Source organism: Caulobacter sp. FWC2 (genome assembly GCF_002742625.1).
Classification (GTDB): domain Bacteria; phylum Pseudomonadota; class Alphaproteobacteria; order Caulobacterales; family Caulobacteraceae; genus Caulobacter.
This window is the reverse complement of the sequence record NZ_PEBF01000001.1, coordinates 4,417,992-4,433,051: the sequence shown is the minus strand read 5'-3', so window position 1 is coordinate 4,433,051 and position 15,060 is coordinate 4,417,992. Positions and strand designations below refer to the sequence as shown.

The window sequence follows — 15,060 nt, the reverse complement described above, 5'->3', positions numbered from 1 at the left end:
ATGGCCTATGCCGAGCTCCAGACCACCACCAACTTCTCGTTCCTGCGGGGCGCCTCGCACGCAGAGGAGCTGGTCATCGCCGCCGAGGCGCTGGGCCTTTCCGCCATCGGCGTCACCGACCGCAACAGCCTGGCCGGGATCGTACGCGCCTGGACGGCGGCCAAGACGCGCAATGTCCGGGTGCTGAGCGGCTGCCGACTGGACTTCATGGACGGCATGCCCAGCCTGCTCTGCTACCCGACCGACCGCGAGGCCTTCGGCCGGCTGACGCGGCTGCTGACGCTGGGCCAGCGACGGGCCGGGAAGGGTGAGTGCCACCTGTCCTGGCCGGATTTCCTGGACCATTCGGACGGCCAGATCGGGCTGCTCATCCCGCCAAAGGATCTGAACGCGGCCTTCGAGCGCGACCTCTCCCGCATGGCCGGCGACCTGCGCGGGCGATCCTGGCTGGCGGCCAGCCGGGCCTATGCCGCCCAGGACCTCAAGCGTCTCTCGCGCCTGGACGATCTGGGCCGCGAGGCCGGCGCGCCGATCGTGGCGACCAACGACGTTCTCTACCACGGCCCCGAGCGGCGGCCGTTGCAGGACGTCATCACCTGCGTGCGCGAGCACTGCACGATCCAGCAGGCCGGCTTCCACCTCGAGGCCAATGCCGAGCGCCACATCAAGTCGCCGGCCGAGATGGCGCGCCTGTTCGACCGCTGGCCGCGCGCGGTCGAGCGGACGGTCGAGATCGTCGAGCGGATCGGCTTCGACCTCGGCCAGCTCGACGAGGAATATCCCGACGAGCCCGTGCCGGCCGGCAAGACGGCGATGGAGCACCTGAGCGATCTCACCTGGTCCGGCGCGGCTTGGCGCTATCCCGCCGGCGTGCCGGAGAAGGTGGCCCTGCAGCTGAAGGAAGAGCTGCGGCTGATCGCCAAGATGGACTATCCCAACTACTTCATCACCGTGCACGACATCGTGCGCGAGGCCCGTCGCATGGGCATCCTGTGCCAGGGGCGCGGGTCGGCGGCCAATTCCTCGGTCTGCTTCTGCCTGGGTGTGACGGCGATCGATCCGACCGAGCACCGGCTGCTGTTCACCCGCTTCATCTCCGAGAACCGCGGCGAGCCGCCGGACATCGACGTCGACTTCGAGCACGAGCGGCGCGAGGAGGTGATGCAGTACATCTACCGTCGCTATGGCCGGGAGTACGCCGCCATCTGCGGGACGGTGATCCACTACCGCCCGCGCAGCGCCATCCGCGATGTCGGCAAGGCCCTGGGCCTGACCGAGGACGTCACCAACCTGCTGGCCGGCACGGTCTGGGGCAGCTGGGGTTCGGGCCTGCCCGAGGAGCATCTGCGCAATGCGGGTCTGGACCCCGAAGCGCCGGAGATCGCCCGCGCGGTGACCCTGGCGACCGAGCTGATGGGCTTCCCACGCCACCTGTCGCAGCACGTCGGCGGCTTCGTCCTGACCAAGCGGCGGCTGGACGAGACCGTGCCGATCGGCAATGCGGCCATGGCCGACCGCACCTTCATCGAGTGGGACAAGGACGACATCGACAGCCTGAAGCTGATGAAGGTCGACATCCTGGCGCTGGGCATGCTGACCGCCATCCAGCGGGCCTTCGGCATGCTGCGGGCCGATCACGGCGAGCCGATCGTCGACCTGGCCGATGTCCCGGTCGAGCTGCCGGGCGTCTATGACATGCTGTGCGTCGCCGACAGCGTGGGCGTCTTCCAGGTGGAGAGCCGGGCCCAGATGTCGATGCTGCCGCGCCTGAAACCCCGGCGGTTCTACGACCTGGTGATCGAGGTGGCGATCGTCCGGCCCGGTCCGATCCAGGGCGACATGGTCCATCCGTACCTGAAGCGCCGGAGCGGGATCGAGCCTGTCGAATGGCCCGCGCCCTCGCCCGAGCACGGCCCCGAGAACGAGCTGAGGGAGATCCTCGGCAACACCTATGGCGTGCCGCTGTTCCAGGAGCAGGCCATGAGCCTGGCCATCGAGGCGGCCAAGTTCACGCCCGACGAGGCCGACGGCCTGCGCAAGGCCATGGCCACCTTCCGCAACCTGGGCACGCCGGCCGAGTACCGCGACAAGTTCGTCGAGGGCATGGCGGCGCGCGGCTACCAGCGCGACTTCGCCGAGCGGTGCTTCAAGCAGATCGAGGGCTTCGGCCACTACGGCTTCCCGGAGAGCCACGCGGCCAGTTTCGCCAAGCTCGTTTACGTCTCGGCCTGGATCAAATGGGCGTGGCCGGACGTGTTCTGCGCGGCGCTGATCAACTCACAGCCCATGGGCTTCTACCAGCCGGCCCAGCTGGTCCGCGACGCGCGCGAGCATGGGGTGGAGGTGCTGGCGCCGGACATCCTGGCCAGCGACTGGGACTGCACGCTGGAGGCGCGCAAGACGTCTTCCTCCCCCTTCATGGGGGAGGGGGACCGCGAAGCGGTGGAGGGGGCTGGCCGGTTCAGGCCGCGCGCCGACAAGATCGCCAACGACCAGAACCGCCCTCGCTGGAAGGCCGTCCGCCTGGGCTTCCGCCAGATCAAGGGCCTGAAGGCGGCCGATATCGAAACCCTGGTTCACGCCCGCACCGAAGGCGCCCGCACCCCCGGCGAGTTCGCGCAGGGCGGCGTGCCGCAACGGGCGCTGGAGCTGCTGGCCGAGGCTGACGCCTTCGCCTCGGTCGGGCTGACCCGCCGCGAGGCGCTGTGGGCGGTCAAGGGGTTGAAGGGCGAGCACAAGGCGCCTGTGCGCGCGCCTTTGCTGGCCGGGCTACCGCTGTTCGAGGCGCGCGCGGCGCTGCCGGTCATGGGCCAGCCGCAGGAGGTGGCCGAGGACTATCGCACCACCAGCCTGTCGCTGAAGGACCATCCGTTGAGCTTCTACCGCGCCATGCTGACCCGGCGCGGGGTGATCACGGCCGAGCAGCTGCTGACCCTGAAGGACGGCCGCAAGGTGTCGGTGGCGGGGCTGGTCCTGATCCGCCAGCGGCCGGGCACGGCCAAGGGCGTGGTGTTCGTCACCCTGGAGGACGAGACCGGCGTGGCCAATGCGGTGGTCTGGAAGGACCGCTTCGAGGCCGACCGCAATGTGGTGATGACCGCCTCGTTCCTGGTCGTCCATGGCCGGGTGCAAAGGGCCGAGAACGTCATCCACGTGGTGGCCGAGAGCTTCACCGACCTGTCGGCGCACCTCTCCACCCTGCGCGACGAGCCGGGCGCGCCGGCCCCGCGCGTGCGGCAGAAGGTGTCGGGCCGGTTATTGAGGAGCCGGGATTTCCATTAGCCGAGGCAGGTGATGTCGCCGCCTATCGGCTAAGGCAGGACAGGACTAGGGGAACGACCGTCCCGGCCACCAGCAGCAGGACATGGCGCATGCGGCGCAACGGTTGGCGCAGGGTCATCCAGACGCCGGTGATCGTCGAGATGACCAGGCCGACCGACGCCAGGGCGAAGAAGGCCTTCAGCAAGGTTGTCGGAAGCCGCTGAGCCTTGGCCACCGGAGGCGAGGCGGCCGGGGCCAGTCCCGTCGCGGGCTTTGTGGATGGCTTCGACGGGGGACGACGCCCTTCGCGATAGAGCTGCTTCTTGTGCAGCACCCCCAGCTTGGCCACGATCGCCGGCGGCGCATAGCCGGGATGGGCCTCGTGCAACTCGTAAATCTGCAGCACGCCCGTCGTCGCGAAGAGCAGGACCGTGGGCGCGATGATCATGCCTATGTAGGCGTGCCACCTGCGTAGAAGCATCTGCAGGGCGGCCGGATGCCGAGGCAACCTTCTTACCGGGCTGGTCGGCATGGTCATTCGCTTTGTCCTTCGCCGTCGCTGTCCAGGACAGCCTTGAGCGGCGGCGGCGGCAGCGCATTGTGGCATGTCAAAGAGAGGTGACGATCTAGCCCGCCTGACCGCCCCAAACCCGCTTCAGCCCCAGATAGACCACCCCCGCCGCCACGAAGCTGGGCAGGGTCGCGCCGAGGTCCGGCGCCAGGCGGCTCAAGCCTTGATAGGCGGCGATGCCGATCGCCCAGGCCAGCAAGCCCGGCAGGTTCACGCCGCCCTGGGCCGTGGAGACCGCTCGGCGGCGCAGGACGAAGTGGTCGGTCAGCAGCACGCCGAACAGCGGGGCAAACACCGAGCCGATCAGCAGCAGGAAGCCCTCGTACTGGGTGATCGGCGCGAACAGGGCGATAGTCGTGCACAGCGCGCCGAAAGCCAGGGCCAGGTTGGCCGGCTTGGCGGGGACCAGGGTCGCGGTCGAGACGGCGGCCGAATGGATGTCGGCGAAGGTGTTGTCGGTCTCGTCGATGACGATCAGCAGCAGGGCGATCCCGCCGCCGCTGGCCGCCAGGGCCGTCAGCAGCAGGCTCTCGCCGCCGCCGGAGGCTAGAGCGTAGGCTGCGCCCAGGGCCATGAACCAGATATTGGCCAGGACGTAGCCGGCCGCCGCGCCCTTGAACATGCCGCCGCTGGTGCGGCCGAAACGGGTGTAGTCGGCGATCAGCGGCAGCCACGACAGCGGCATGGCCACCACCAGGTCGACCCCGGCCCCGAAGCTCATCTCGCCGGTGCCGGCCTTGGCCAGCAGGGCGGAAAGGTCGTGCTCGGCCAGCAGCCGCCAGCTCAGCCAGCCGGCGCCGGCCAGCAGCAGCCACAGGCCCCAGGCGCGCAGGAAGCGGCGCACGAACGACACCGGCCCCTGGATGGCCAGGAAGGTCGCCAGGATCCCGAACGCCAGGGTCCAGATCATCGGGTTGGAAAAGCCGAAGGTCTGCTTGGCCAGGGCGTCGGCGCTGTCGCGCATGGCGATGATCTCGAACGCGCCCCAGCCGGTCAGCTGGATGGCGTTGAGCGCGGCCGGAACCGCCGCGCCGCGCGCGCCCAGAGCCAGCCGCAGCGTGCCGACGGCGGAGAGGCCGGTATCACTGCCGACCACGCCGGCGGCGGCCAGCAGCAGGGCGCCCAGCACCGAGCCGGTGACGATCGCCGCCAGGGCCATGCCCAGGCTGAGGCCGGGAACCAGGAACGCGCCGGCCTGCAGCACCAGCAGGCCGATGCCCAGGCTGAACCACAGCGAAAAGGCGTCCTGGGCGCGGAAGACCCGGCGCGCTTCCGGCACGGGGGTCAGGGGATCGTAGGTGTCGTGAAGTTCGGCCATGGATCCGCTTTAGCAGGTCGTCTTCGGGGCGCGATACCGAAGACGATCCTCCGTCGTCGGCTAAACCGTCGCCTTGGCGGTCGGCGGCGGCGCGTCCAGGGCCTCGCGCAGGGCGGGTTGGCGCGAGCGGCTGACGGGCAGGGGCGGGCCTTCGCGCAGGTGCAGCCGCCACCGGTCCCCGTCGCGTTCCAGCCGCTGGACGTGGGCCAGATTGGCGATCACCGACCGGTGGATCCGCAGGAAATTGGCCGGCAGCTGGCTCGTCAGGCCGTCCAGGCGCGCGGCGTGCAGCAGGCTGCGGCCGCCCGCCATCCGCAGTTCGACATAGTCGTCGGCCCCGACCACGGCGAGGATCTCGGCGAGCGGCGCCAGCTCGACGCCACGCGCCGAGGCCACGGTCAGGCGGTCGGGCTGGCTGGCGGCGCGGGTCAGGGCGGCCTCGCGGCCCCGGTCGTCGCGGCCCAGCCGCACCACCTCGACCATCAGCAGGGGCAGCACCAGCACCGCGGCGAGCAGGAAGTAGGAGAAGTCGGCCAGCCATTCGGGGAAGCCCAGGGCCAGGGCCAGGAACAGCGCCAGATAGGCCAGGGTCAGCCGCGCGCCCGGCAGACGCGCCCGCACGCCCGCGGCGGCCGGCGCGGCGGCGAGCGCCACGCCCAGGATCAGCGCCCAGGCCGTCTTGACGTCGAAGCCCGGCAGCAGGGCCGTGGCGCCGACCACGCCCAAGGCCAGGCCAATCATCAAGCCGCGCGCCCGGGGCAAGAAGCGTCCGGCGACATAGGTCACCAGCAGGACCGCGAAGGCGGCGGCCAGCCCCCAGATGGCGCTCATCCGCCAGGCGTGCAGCGGATAGGGATAGTCGAACAGCGACCTCAGGCTCTCGACGATGGCCTGGGAGGCCGCGACCCCGGCCATCGCGGCCAGGATCAGGCTGGACCCGGTGCGGCGCATGGCGTGGATGACGCCAAAGCCGAACGCCGCCGCCAGCAGGGCGCCGGCCGCCACGAAGGTGATCGCCAGCAGGGCGGTGCGCCGCGGATAGGGATAGGGCATCACCCTCAGAGCGCTCATCGGCCGGTCGAACCGCAGGCCGCCGTGGAACGACGACAGGCGCAGCACCAGGCTGTTGGCGCCGGGACGCCACAGGGTCTCGCGGATCGGAAACACCGCCTGGTAGCGCCCGGGGATCTCGTCCCGCGCCGCATCGCCGGGGCGGCCATTGGCCCCCAGGCGCTGGCCGTTCAGCCAGACCTCGGACGAGGCGACGCCGGCCACGTAGAGCGCGTGCGGCCGGGTGTCGGTCGGCGCGGCGAGGCGCGCGCGGATCCACAGCGCCCGACCCTGGGGATCGACGAAATCCTGGACCGGACGGCAGTCGGTCAAGACGGGACCGGCCGGACCCATGGCGCCCTGACAGGCCTCCCACGGCAGGTCGGCGGCGCGGGCCAAGGTCGTGAGGCCGGTCAGGAGCAGGCCGAGAAGCAGGGTTCGCCACATGGCCTCATCCTATACGGCGCCGCTCGCCGAGCCGCTCCGCCATTCGCCGATCCAGCGCCGCCATTGACCGAAGCGGCCTGGCGAAGGGCGGTCGGGACAGCTCAGCTGGGGCCATGACCCACACCTTACTCAACCGCCGCGCCCTGCTCACCGCCGCCGGCCTCGCCCTCCCGACCCTGGCCTTCGCCCAGGCTATCGCCCCGCCAACGGCGCCGCTCCAGGCCGGCCCCTTCAAGTTCAAGGGCTGGAAGGGCCAGGACACCGACGCCGAGCGGGGCTTCCTGGAGGTTCCCGAGGATCGCCGCATTCCGGGCTCGCGGAAGATCCGGCTGCACTATGTCCGGTTCGCCTCGACGGCGGCCAAGCCCGGTCCGCCGATCGTCTACCTGGCCGGTGGTCCCGGCGGCACGGCGACGCGCGCCCTGTCCGGGCCGCGCTTTCCGATCATGATGGCCCTGCGCGACGTGGCCGACGTCATCGCCTTCGACCAGCGCGGCACAGGCCTGTCCAACGCCATACCGGAGCGCCCGACCTCGACGCGCCCGCCGCCGGTGTTCACGGAGGCCGGGCTGACGGCCTATGTCCGCCAGGATTTCCAGGCGGCCTGGGCCGACTGGACCAAGGCCGGTGTGGCCATGACCGGCTACAATACCGAGCAGAACGCCGACGACATCGACGACCTGCGCCGTCACCTGGGCGCGGAGAAGGTCGACCTGTGGGGCATCAGCTACGGCACGCACCTGGCGCTCAGCATGCTCAAGCGGCATGGCGACCGGGTCGGCCGCGTCGCCTTGGCCAGCCTGGAGGGCCAGGATCAGACGGTGAAGCGGCCGGCGGCGATCGACGCCCTGCTGCGCCAGGTGGATGGGCTGCTGGCCGCCGATCCCGCCGTCCGGGCGGCGATCCCCGACCTGCCGGCGCTGATGCGGCGGGTCCACGCCAGGCTGGAGGCGTCGCCGGCGCCGATGGCCGCCACGCTCAATGGCGCGCCGGTCGAGCTGAAGCTGGGTGGCTTCGCGATCCAGCTAATGGCCGGCAGCCTGATCGCCAATCCCCAGACCCTGGTCATGCTGCCGAACCTGTACCTGGCGCTGGACGCCGGTCGGATGGACGTGCTGACGCCGTTCATCGGCGAATTCGCGGGCCTTCTCGGCATCGCCGGCATGCCCGAGGCCACGGACCTGGCGTCAGGGATCTCGCCGGCCCGGCTGGCCCTGGTGCGGCGCGAGGCCAAGACCGCGGTCGTGGGCTCGGCGCTGAACTTCCCGATGCCGCAACTGCTGGGCGCCGTCCCGGGCGTCGATCTGGGCGAGGGCTTCCGGGCGCCGTTCCGCATCGACCATCCCGCCCTGCTGATCGCCGGCACGCTGGACGGCCGCACGCCGATGTCCGAGCAGGACGAGGTGGCGGCGCAGTTCCAGCGCAAGTCGCGGGTGATCGTCGAGAACGCCGGCCACAACGTCTTCGAGGCCCATCCCGAGGTGCAGCCGCTGCTGGTGCGGTTCTTCAAGGGCGAGGCCGTGGCCGACACCCGCCTGACCCTGCCACCGCCGAAGTTCAAGCTGGGGTAAGCGGGCCTAGGAGGCCCGGATCTTGACCACCTTCGACGGGCCGACCTGGCGTAGCTCCTCGACCAGTTCGAACAGGTGGGCGCGGACGGCGGGCTCGTCGCCCAGCTCGGCCAGGGCGTCGAGGGCCAGCAGGCGCTCGGGCTCGATGACCGGGGCGTCGGCCAGGCGCAGGGCTTCGATGATGCCCGGGGCCTTGGGGCGTGCGACCTCGTTCACGTCGACCAGGGTCTCGGTCAGCTTCTCGCCGGGACGCAGGCCGGTGATCAGGATCTCGATGTCCTTGCCGGGCGTCAGGCCCTGCAGCTCGATCATCCGGCGGGCCAGGTCGATGATCTTGACCGGCTCGCCCATCTCCAGGGTCAGGACGCCGGCTTCGGGTTCGGAGGCGATGCGTGACAGGGCCACGGCGCGCAGCACCAGTTGCACGGCCTCGGGGATGGTCATGAAGTAGCGCTCGACCGCGGCGTCGGTCAGGGTGATCGGGCCGCCGCGCGCGATCTGGCTCTGGAAGATCGGCACGACCGAGCCGGCCGAGCCCAGCACATTGCCGAAGCGGACGATGCTGACGCGCATGTCGCCGCCGCCGCCGTACTGGCGCGCCACCGCCTCGGCCACGCGCTTGGCCGCGCCCATCACGCTGGTCGGGGCCACGGCCTTGTCGGTGGAGATCAGGGCCAGGTGCGCGGCGCCGCAGGCCTTGGCGGCGATGGCGACATTGCGCGTGCCCAGCACATTGGTGCGCACGCCCTCGCACGGATGGTTCTCGACCAGGGTCACATGCTTCAGCGCCGCGGCGTGGAAGATGATGTCCGGGTGCTGCTCGGCGAAGACGCGGTGGACCCGGGCGGCGTCGCGGACGTCGCACAGGATCTCGCGGCGCGGCATGCCCGGCCAGGTCTGGGCCATTTCGCGGTCGATGTGGAACAGGTTGTATTCGGAGGCGTCGACCATGGTCAGGTGGGCGCAGCCGCTGGCGGCGATCTGGCGGCACAGCTCCGAGCCGATGCTGCCGCCGGCCCCGGTAACCAGCACGCGGCGCCCGGCGACCAGGGCGCGGACGGGTTCGGGGTCGAGGCGCACGGGCGGACGGCTGAGCAGTTCCTCGATGCTGATCTCGCGCAGGGAGGCGACGGCGGCGGCGTCGGCGCCCATCTCGACCACGCCGTGACGGCGCAGCAGGCGCACGCCCTCGGTCTTCAGCCGGCCCAGGCGCTCGGCGCCGAAGGTGCTCATGGCGCTGTCGGTCAGGAACAGGATGGCCGACGGCGAGAGGCCGCTGTCGCGCAGGCGGGCCAGCACGCTGTCGAAGTCGGCGATGGAGCCCAGCACGCAGACGCCGCGCAGCTCGTCGCCCATCTCGCGGTCATGCGGCGAGACCACGCCGATCGGGGCGTAGCGTTCGCCCAGGCCGGCCGGGGCGCGCAGGAAAGCTTCGGCCTCGTTGGCCGAACCAATGATCAGCAGGCGCGGCAGGGCCGGCTGCATCGAGGCCGGACCCAGGCGCAGGACCGAATCGAACAGCTGGCGCTCGTGCAGGCTGCGTCGGATGACGCGCAGGGCCGACAGGAAGGTGGCCTGGATCAGGGCCGCGCCGGCGACCATGCGCAGGCCGCCGTCAATTCCCGGGTGAACCAGGCGGGTGATGGCCAGGAAGGTCGCCGCCGTCAGCACGGCCGAACGGAACAGGCGCAGGTGGTCGCTGGCCGAGACGAAGCGCCAGGGCGCGCGCTCGACGCGGAACAGCAGTTCGACGATCAGCGCGCCCAGGCCGTAGTACGCCGCCTGCACCAGGGTGTCGGGCGTGAAGGGCATGTCGATGACGAGGTATCGACCGAACAGCAGGGCCAATGAGGCCAGCAGGACGTGGGCCGCGATCTTGCCAACATGCCCCATGAATAGAACCTCTCGGCCTGAAGGTCGGGTCGCGCCCGTGAAACTCGTCCGGGCTTAGCACGCGAAATTGTCGCCGTCGCGGTTTCAGCCGCGACGCAGGGGCAGAACGTCGACGATGTCGTTCGCCGAGGCGGCGGCGGCCCCCGCCCGTCGCCGCAGGAGAGCATCGGCCCGCGCGAAGACGCCGACCAGCGAGGAATCCTGATCGGGGAACGGGCGGGCGATCGTTCGCCCTTCAGGATCCACGGACAGGGCCGCGCGCATCCAGTGCTCGCGCGGGCCGGTCGAGGGCAGGGGCTCGGCCAGACGGGCGGGGACCAGGCGGACCTCGGCGTCGCCGCCGGCCAGGGCCGCCAGCAGCGGGCGCAGGAACAGCTCGGCGCAGACCAGGGCCGAGGCCGGGTTGCCGGGCAGGCCCAGCACGCGGCGGCCGTCTGTAAGGTGTCCGGACCAGGTCGGCTTGCCGGGACGCAGGGCGACCGTCTCGACGGAGAGCTCAAGACCCAGGGTCTTCAGGGCCGGCTTGACCAGGTCGTGGTCGCCGACCGAGGCGCCGCCGATGGTGACGATCAGGTCGACGTCCACCGGCTGAACGGCCGCCGCGATGGCGTTCGCGTCATCGGCCGCGGCGGTCAGGCGGAAGGCCTCTCCGCCCCAGGCCTGGACCAGGGCGACCAGGCTGAATGAGCCGCTTTCGAAGATCTGGTCCGGGCGCGGGCTGGCGCCGGGCGCGACCAGCTCGTCGCCGGTGGCCAGGATCGCCACGCGCGGACGGCGAGCGACGGCGACCTCGCCGAGACCGGCCGAGGCGAGCAGGCTGAGCCGCCAGGGGTCGATGACCACGCCCGGCTCCAGCAGCACGTCGCCGGCCTGGAAGTCGCCGCCGGCCGCGCGGCTGTTGGACTTGGGGGCCTCGCCCGCGTCGAAGCGGACCGTGTCGCCGTCGCGGACGGCCTCTTCCTGGATGACGACGAGATCGGCGCCGGCGGGGATCGGGGCGCCGGTGAAGATGCGCACGGCCTGATCGGCTTGCACGGCGCGCGGATAGGCCTTGCCCGCGGCGCTTTCGCCGGCGATCGCGAAGGCCTTGCCGGGGGCGTAGTCGGCGCGCCGGATCGCCCAGCCGTCCATGGCCGAGGCGTCGAAAGGCGGCTGCGGGCGCGCGGCGGTGACGCTCTGCGCCAGCACGCGGCCCAGGCTGTCGGCGAGGGCCACGGTCTCGACGTCGAGGCGGACCGCGCCGTCCAGGATCCGGGCGCGGGCGTCTTCGACGGTGAGGTTCTTGAGAGTGGTGAGAGTCACGCGCCGCCTCAATGAGCTGGAGAACGCACTATAGCGATCTCTCAAATACATCCGTCATTCGCCCTAGTGGCGGGAACCCCTGGTTCAGATGATACGTGAGACGCCTTGGCGGGCCGGCCAGCCACACCTCCGCACCTGCGGCGGATAGAGGGGTTCCCGCCACAAGGGCGGGAATGACGGAAGAATAGGGAGGGGAAGAAGGCCCCTCTACCCCACGAACGCCCGCTCGATCACGAAGTCGCCCGGATCGGCGTTGGAGCCTTCCTTCAGGCCGTGGGCCTCGAGCAGGGCGGCGGTGTCCTTGATCATGGCCATCGAGCCGCACAGCATGGCGCGGTCGTTCTCGGGGTCGAACCTGGTCTGCTCCAGGCCGAGGTCCTTGAACAGCTTGCCGCTCTCGATCAGGTCGGTGAAACGGCCCTGGCGTTCGAACGGCTCGCGGGTCACGGTCGGGTAGTAGGTCAGCTGGGCGCGAGCCTCGTCGCCGACCAGCGGGTCGTCGAAGATGTCGTGGGTGAACAGGTCGCGATAGGCCAGCTCCTTCACCTCGCGCACGCCGTGGGCGACGATCACGCGCTCGAAGCGGCTGTAGGCGTCGGGGTCGCGGGCCACCGACAGCCAGGGCGCCAGGCCCGTGCCGGTGCCGAACAGGAACAGGCGCTTGCCCGGGCGGACGGCGTCCAGAACCAGGGTGCCGGTCGGCTTCTTGCCCAGCAGGATCTCGTCGCCCGGCTGGATCAACTGCAGGCGCGAGGTCAGCGGACCGTCCGGCACCTTGATCGAGAAGAACTCCAGTTCCTCAGCGAAGTGCGGCGAGGCCACCGAATAGGCCCGCAGGATCGGCTTCTTCTCGCCCAGTTCCTCGCGCGGCGGCAGGCCGATCATCACGAACTCGCCGGAGCGGAAGCGCAAGGACGCCGGCCGGGTGATGCCGAAGCTGAACAGGCGGTCGGTCCAGTGCTTGACCCACAGCACCTTCTCGACGTGGAACGGGGCGTCTTTAACCGGCGTGCCAATGGGGGGCGAAGCGCTCGCGGTGGCCGTCATCTGAGCTCTGAAATCCTTGAGAGAAACGGGCGCCGCCACGGCCCTGAGGCGACGCCCGTCTCATTTGTGCAAGCCCGTCTTGATGTCAACGCCGGTTGTCTAAAGTCGTCGTCGGAAAAACTTCGCCGCCGGGTTCGCGCTCAAGCGACTCGTGGCGGCCTCGGCGGCGACGGTGTGTCGGGGAGTCGAAAGATCAATGCAGTATTCGCGAGGGGATAGAAAGCGGCGTCTCGGTTCGCGAACAAATGTTCAGATGAGAAGAGTTATCCTCCGCCGACGGTAACAGATTGCGTCTTCGGCGTTCAGCTTCGCAGAGCCATGCGCGTGTCGTGAGGTTGCCGACAATCTTTGTCCGCAACCGTCAAATCAGCGGACCGGTTTTTCGAAAGCGGCAAAAATGTGATTGCCGGCGCCGCTGACGAGGCGCAAGCTTCCTTTTGCTTCGTTCGCGGAGCCAACGACACGGAGGAACGTATGCGGGTAAGGTTCATAGAGGCCGCCGCGGCGGCCAGTCTGTTAGCGTTTGGTTTGGCTGGTTGCAGTGACGGCGGCGCGAAGACGAAACTTGCGCAAGCCAATCAGGTCGTCGTGGAATCCACCTCTGTCACGGCGTCGGGCTGCGTTCGGCCCGTCGAGAAGACCAACTGTCTGGTCGTGAAGGGGCGTGGCGGCGGCTATTACGACATCAGCAGCGCCAGTCCGGCGCCGGACCTGTCGAAGGGCGTCGCGGTTTCGCTGCGCGGCAAGGACGCGGGCAAGAACACCCAGTGCGGCCGCGAGCTGACGGACGTGAAGTGGTCGTATCTGGGCATCCAGTGCGGCGCGACCACGCCGGCCAGCGACTCGACCACGGCCGCCAAGGGCGACAAGGCCAAGCTGGCCAAGGCCGGCTAGGTCACATCCAGAGCCAGTCCCGATCGAGCGGGGCCAGGCGTCTCAACCCTCGCCGGAGCCCGGATCCGTCTCGGTCTTCGGCGAACGGGTGCTGTCGGCCGCGCCGTGAGGTTCGGTGGCCGGTCGCGGTGGCTTGCCGTCGCGGGACGGGGATTTCTGGTTCTCGTTCTCGACCTCGCGATTCGACGGACGATCGGAGGGCGAGCCGGGGTTGCTGATCGTGGGCATGGCGAAACAACGCCCCGGGCGCGGCTTTGATCCGCGTGTCGAGCCCCGCCGGCCAGGACAAAAACGGCTGTCCGGCCTTCGAAGCCGCTCAAACCTTTCCGCGCCGCTTGCCCGCCGTACGCGACCCTGCTAAATGGCGCGGCTCTGGCGACAGGACGTGGCGCGCCGAGGCTTCCCAGCCTCCCGGCGCGCTGTCTGTCTCCGGATGTCCGTCGGCCCGAAAGGGCGGTCGGTCTGCAGGAGTGTAGCTCAGCTGGTAGAGCGTCGGTCTCCAAAACCGAAAGTCGTGGGTTCGAGTCCCCCCACTCCTGCCACTATATATGTTTGACGGGTCGCTTTCGGGCCCGGCTATGGCCACCGGGCCGCTTGTCGGTCCGGGTCCAGTTTAGGAAGTCGTGAGCCTCTAGAGCATGGCCAGGAAACCGGGATCCAGCCCGTCAGCGATCAAGAACCGCGCCGCCAAGACGGCCGCGGCGATGGCGCCCGCCGGGGCCGCCGCCGCCGTTGTGGCGCCCGCGGCGCCCAAGAAGCGCACCACGCCGGCGCAGTTCTTCCGTGAAGTGCGCGCCGAAGCCCGCAAGATCACCTGGACCAGCCGCAAGGAAACCTGGATCACCTCCGTGATGGTCTTCATCATGGTGGTTCTGGCGTCGTTGTTCTTCCTGGCCGTCGACGGCGGTCTGGGCTTCGCCATCAATCAGCTCCTGAAGCTGGCGACCTCGGGATAAGATAGAGACGATGAGCACCGAAACCGCGTCCAACCCGAACCACAAGTGGTACATCGTCCACGCCTACTCGAACTTCGAGAAGAAGGTGGCCGAGAGCATCCGTGAGCAGGCCAAGAACCAGGGCCTGGAAGAGAACTTCTCCGAGATCCTCGTGCCGACCGAAGAGGTCGTCGAGATCCGTCGCGGCCGCAAGGTCAACGCCGAGCGCAAGTTCTTCCCGGGCTATGTCCTGGTGAAGATGAACCTCTCGGACGAAGCCTACCACCTGATCAAGAACACCCCGAAGGTCACGGGCTTCCTGGGCAGCGGCTCCAAGCCGATGCCGGTCTCCGAAAAGGAAGTCCAGCGCATCGTCGGCGCCATCGAGGAAGGCGTCGAGAAGCCCAAGACCGTCGTCCTGTACGAAGTCGGCGAGAACGTCCGCGTCATCGACGGCCCGTTCGCCAGCTTCAACGGCTCGGTCGAGCAGGTCGACGAGGAAAAGGCCCGCCTGCGGGTCACCGTCTCGATCTTCGGCCGCGCGACCCCGGTCGAGCTGGAATACGCCCAGGTCGAAAAGATCTCCTGATCCTTCGATCCGCTGGCGATCAGCGCCGAATCAAAAGAGCCCCGCGTCGCCAGACGCGGGGCTTTTTCGTGGTCGGCGGCATGAGTTATCCACAGGGCGTCGCGTCTTGCCGTGAGCGCGGCGGGGTATCGGGGCGTCGGATGGCGTGACGTCGTGAGCCTGTCGCGACGGCGCGGACACGG

The 15,060-nt window shown here is 69.7% G+C and carries 12 protein-coding genes and 1 tRNA gene; 6 read left to right on the top strand and 7 right to left on the bottom strand.

The features are described from left to right. Positions 1-3,282: an error-prone DNA polymerase gene (locus tag CSW62_RS20965; protein WP_099581207.1), complete on the top strand. Its 3,282-nt coding sequence runs from the start codon at positions 1-3 to the stop codon at positions 3,280-3,282. Positions 3,283-3,304: 22 nt separating this feature from the next. Here CSW62_RS20965 and CSW62_RS20960 read toward each other — a convergent pair whose 3' ends face one another. The 3 genes from CSW62_RS20960 to CSW62_RS20950 form a co-directional block, all read right to left on the bottom strand. Continuing rightward, entirely contained in the window at positions 3,305-3,799 is a 495-nt protein-coding gene (locus CSW62_RS20960) for a PepSY domain-containing protein (protein WP_143324438.1), read from the bottom strand. An 88-nt stretch (positions 3,800-3,887) separates the two neighbouring features. Further along, complete coding sequence (gene cytX, locus CSW62_RS20955; RefSeq protein WP_099581203.1) at positions 3,888-5,150, bottom strand: putative hydroxymethylpyrimidine transporter CytX; 1,263 nt, start codon at positions 5,148-5,150, stop codon at positions 3,888-3,890. A 60-nt stretch (positions 5,151-5,210) separates the two neighbouring features. Then, positions 5,211-6,647: a LytTR family DNA-binding domain-containing protein gene (locus CSW62_RS20950; protein ID WP_099581201.1), complete on the bottom strand. Its 1,437-nt coding sequence runs from the start codon at positions 6,645-6,647 to the stop codon at positions 5,211-5,213. A gap of 113 nt (positions 6,648-6,760) precedes the next feature. On the opposite strand from CSW62_RS20950, the gene CSW62_RS20945 reads away from it, so the two are divergent. Further along, positions 6,761-8,218, top strand: a complete 1,458-nt coding sequence (locus CSW62_RS20945) for an alpha/beta fold hydrolase (RefSeq protein ID WP_099581199.1) — start codon at positions 6,761-6,763, stop codon at positions 8,216-8,218. A gap of 6 nt (positions 8,219-8,224) precedes the next feature. Here CSW62_RS20945 and CSW62_RS20940 read toward each other — a convergent pair whose 3' ends face one another. The 3 genes from CSW62_RS20940 to CSW62_RS20930 all read right to left on the bottom strand — a co-directional run bounded on the left by CSW62_RS20940 (position 8,225) and on the right by CSW62_RS20930 (position 12,460). Then, the gene (locus tag CSW62_RS20940) at positions 8,225-10,111 is read right to left on the bottom strand and encodes a nucleoside-diphosphate sugar epimerase/dehydratase (protein ID WP_099581197.1); all 1,887 of its coding nucleotides are present in this window, start codon (positions 10,109-10,111) and stop codon (positions 8,225-8,227) included. A gap of 84 nt (positions 10,112-10,195) precedes the next feature. After that, positions 10,196-11,413 carry a gephyrin-like molybdotransferase Glp gene (gene glp / locus CSW62_RS20935; protein WP_233206744.1) on the bottom strand — a complete coding sequence of 406 codons (1,218 nt, stop codon included), beginning with the start codon at positions 11,411-11,413 and terminating at the stop codon, positions 10,196-10,198. A 207-nt stretch (positions 11,414-11,620) separates the two neighbouring features. Further along, entirely contained in the window at positions 11,621-12,460 is an 840-nt protein-coding gene (locus CSW62_RS20930; protein WP_099581193.1) for a ferredoxin--NADP reductase, read from the bottom strand. A 474-nt stretch (positions 12,461-12,934) separates the two neighbouring features. Here CSW62_RS20930 and CSW62_RS20925 point away from each other — a divergent pair, with 474 nt between their 5' ends. Continuing rightward, a complete protein-coding gene (locus CSW62_RS20925; protein WP_099581191.1) occupies positions 12,935-13,354 on the top strand; it encodes a hypothetical protein in 420 nt (139 codons plus the stop codon). A gap of 42 nt (positions 13,355-13,396) precedes the next feature. Here the strand turns inward: CSW62_RS20925 and CSW62_RS20920 are convergent, their stop codons facing one another. Beyond that, entirely contained in the window at positions 13,397-13,582 is a 186-nt protein-coding gene (locus CSW62_RS20920; protein WP_099581189.1) for a hypothetical protein, read from the bottom strand. A gap of 238 nt (positions 13,583-13,820) precedes the next feature. On the opposite strand from CSW62_RS20920, the gene CSW62_RS20915 reads away from it, so the two are divergent. From CSW62_RS20915 to nusG, 3 genes are all read left to right on the top strand, one after another. Then, a tRNA-Trp gene (locus CSW62_RS20915) sits at positions 13,821-13,896 on the top strand. 96 nt (positions 13,897-13,992) lie between these two features. Then, a complete protein-coding gene (gene secE / locus CSW62_RS20910; protein WP_099581186.1) occupies positions 13,993-14,310 on the top strand; it encodes a preprotein translocase subunit SecE in 318 nt (105 codons plus the stop codon). Positions 14,311-14,320: 10 nt separating this feature from the next. Beyond that, the gene (gene nusG / locus CSW62_RS20905; protein ID WP_099581184.1) at positions 14,321-14,878 is read left to right on the top strand and encodes a transcription termination/antitermination protein NusG; all 558 of its coding nucleotides are present in this window, start codon (positions 14,321-14,323) and stop codon (positions 14,876-14,878) included. Positions 14,879-15,060 lie beyond the last annotated feature (182 nt).

What these genes read in the sequence shown, in the direction of transcription:
- CSW62_RS20925 (WP_099581191.1), top strand. Translation starts at nt 12,935, where the DNA reads ATGCGGGTAAGGTTCATAGAGGCCGCCGCGGCGGCCAGTCTGTTAGCG.
- CSW62_RS20965 (WP_099581207.1), top strand. Translation starts at nt 1, where the DNA reads ATGGCCTATGCCGAGCTCCAGACCACCACCAACTTCTCGTTCCTGCGG.
- CSW62_RS20930 (WP_099581193.1), bottom strand. Translation starts at nt 12,460, where the DNA reads ATGACGGCCACCGCGAGCGCTTCGCCCCCCATTGGCACGCCGGTTAAA.
- CSW62_RS20920 (WP_099581189.1), bottom strand. Translation starts at nt 13,582, where the DNA reads ATGCCCACGATCAGCAACCCCGGCTCGCCCTCCGATCGTCCGTCGAAT.
- CSW62_RS20950 (WP_099581201.1), bottom strand. Translation starts at nt 6,647, where the DNA reads ATGTGGCGAACCCTGCTTCTCGGCCTGCTCCTGACCGGCCTCACGACC.
- cytX (WP_099581203.1), bottom strand. Translation starts at nt 5,150, where the DNA reads ATGGCCGAACTTCACGACACCTACGATCCCCTGACCCCCGTGCCGGAA.
- secE (WP_099581186.1), top strand. Translation starts at nt 13,993, where the DNA reads ATGGCCAGGAAACCGGGATCCAGCCCGTCAGCGATCAAGAACCGCGCC.
- CSW62_RS20945 (WP_099581199.1), top strand. Translation starts at nt 6,761, where the DNA reads ATGACCCACACCTTACTCAACCGCCGCGCCCTGCTCACCGCCGCCGGC.
- nusG (WP_099581184.1), top strand. Translation starts at nt 14,321, where the DNA reads ATGAGCACCGAAACCGCGTCCAACCCGAACCACAAGTGGTACATCGTC.
- CSW62_RS20940 (WP_099581197.1), bottom strand. Translation starts at nt 10,111, where the DNA reads ATGGGGCATGTTGGCAAGATCGCGGCCCACGTCCTGCTGGCCTCATTG.
- CSW62_RS20960 (WP_143324438.1), bottom strand. Translation starts at nt 3,799, where the DNA reads ATGACCATGCCGACCAGCCCGGTAAGAAGGTTGCCTCGGCATCCGGCC.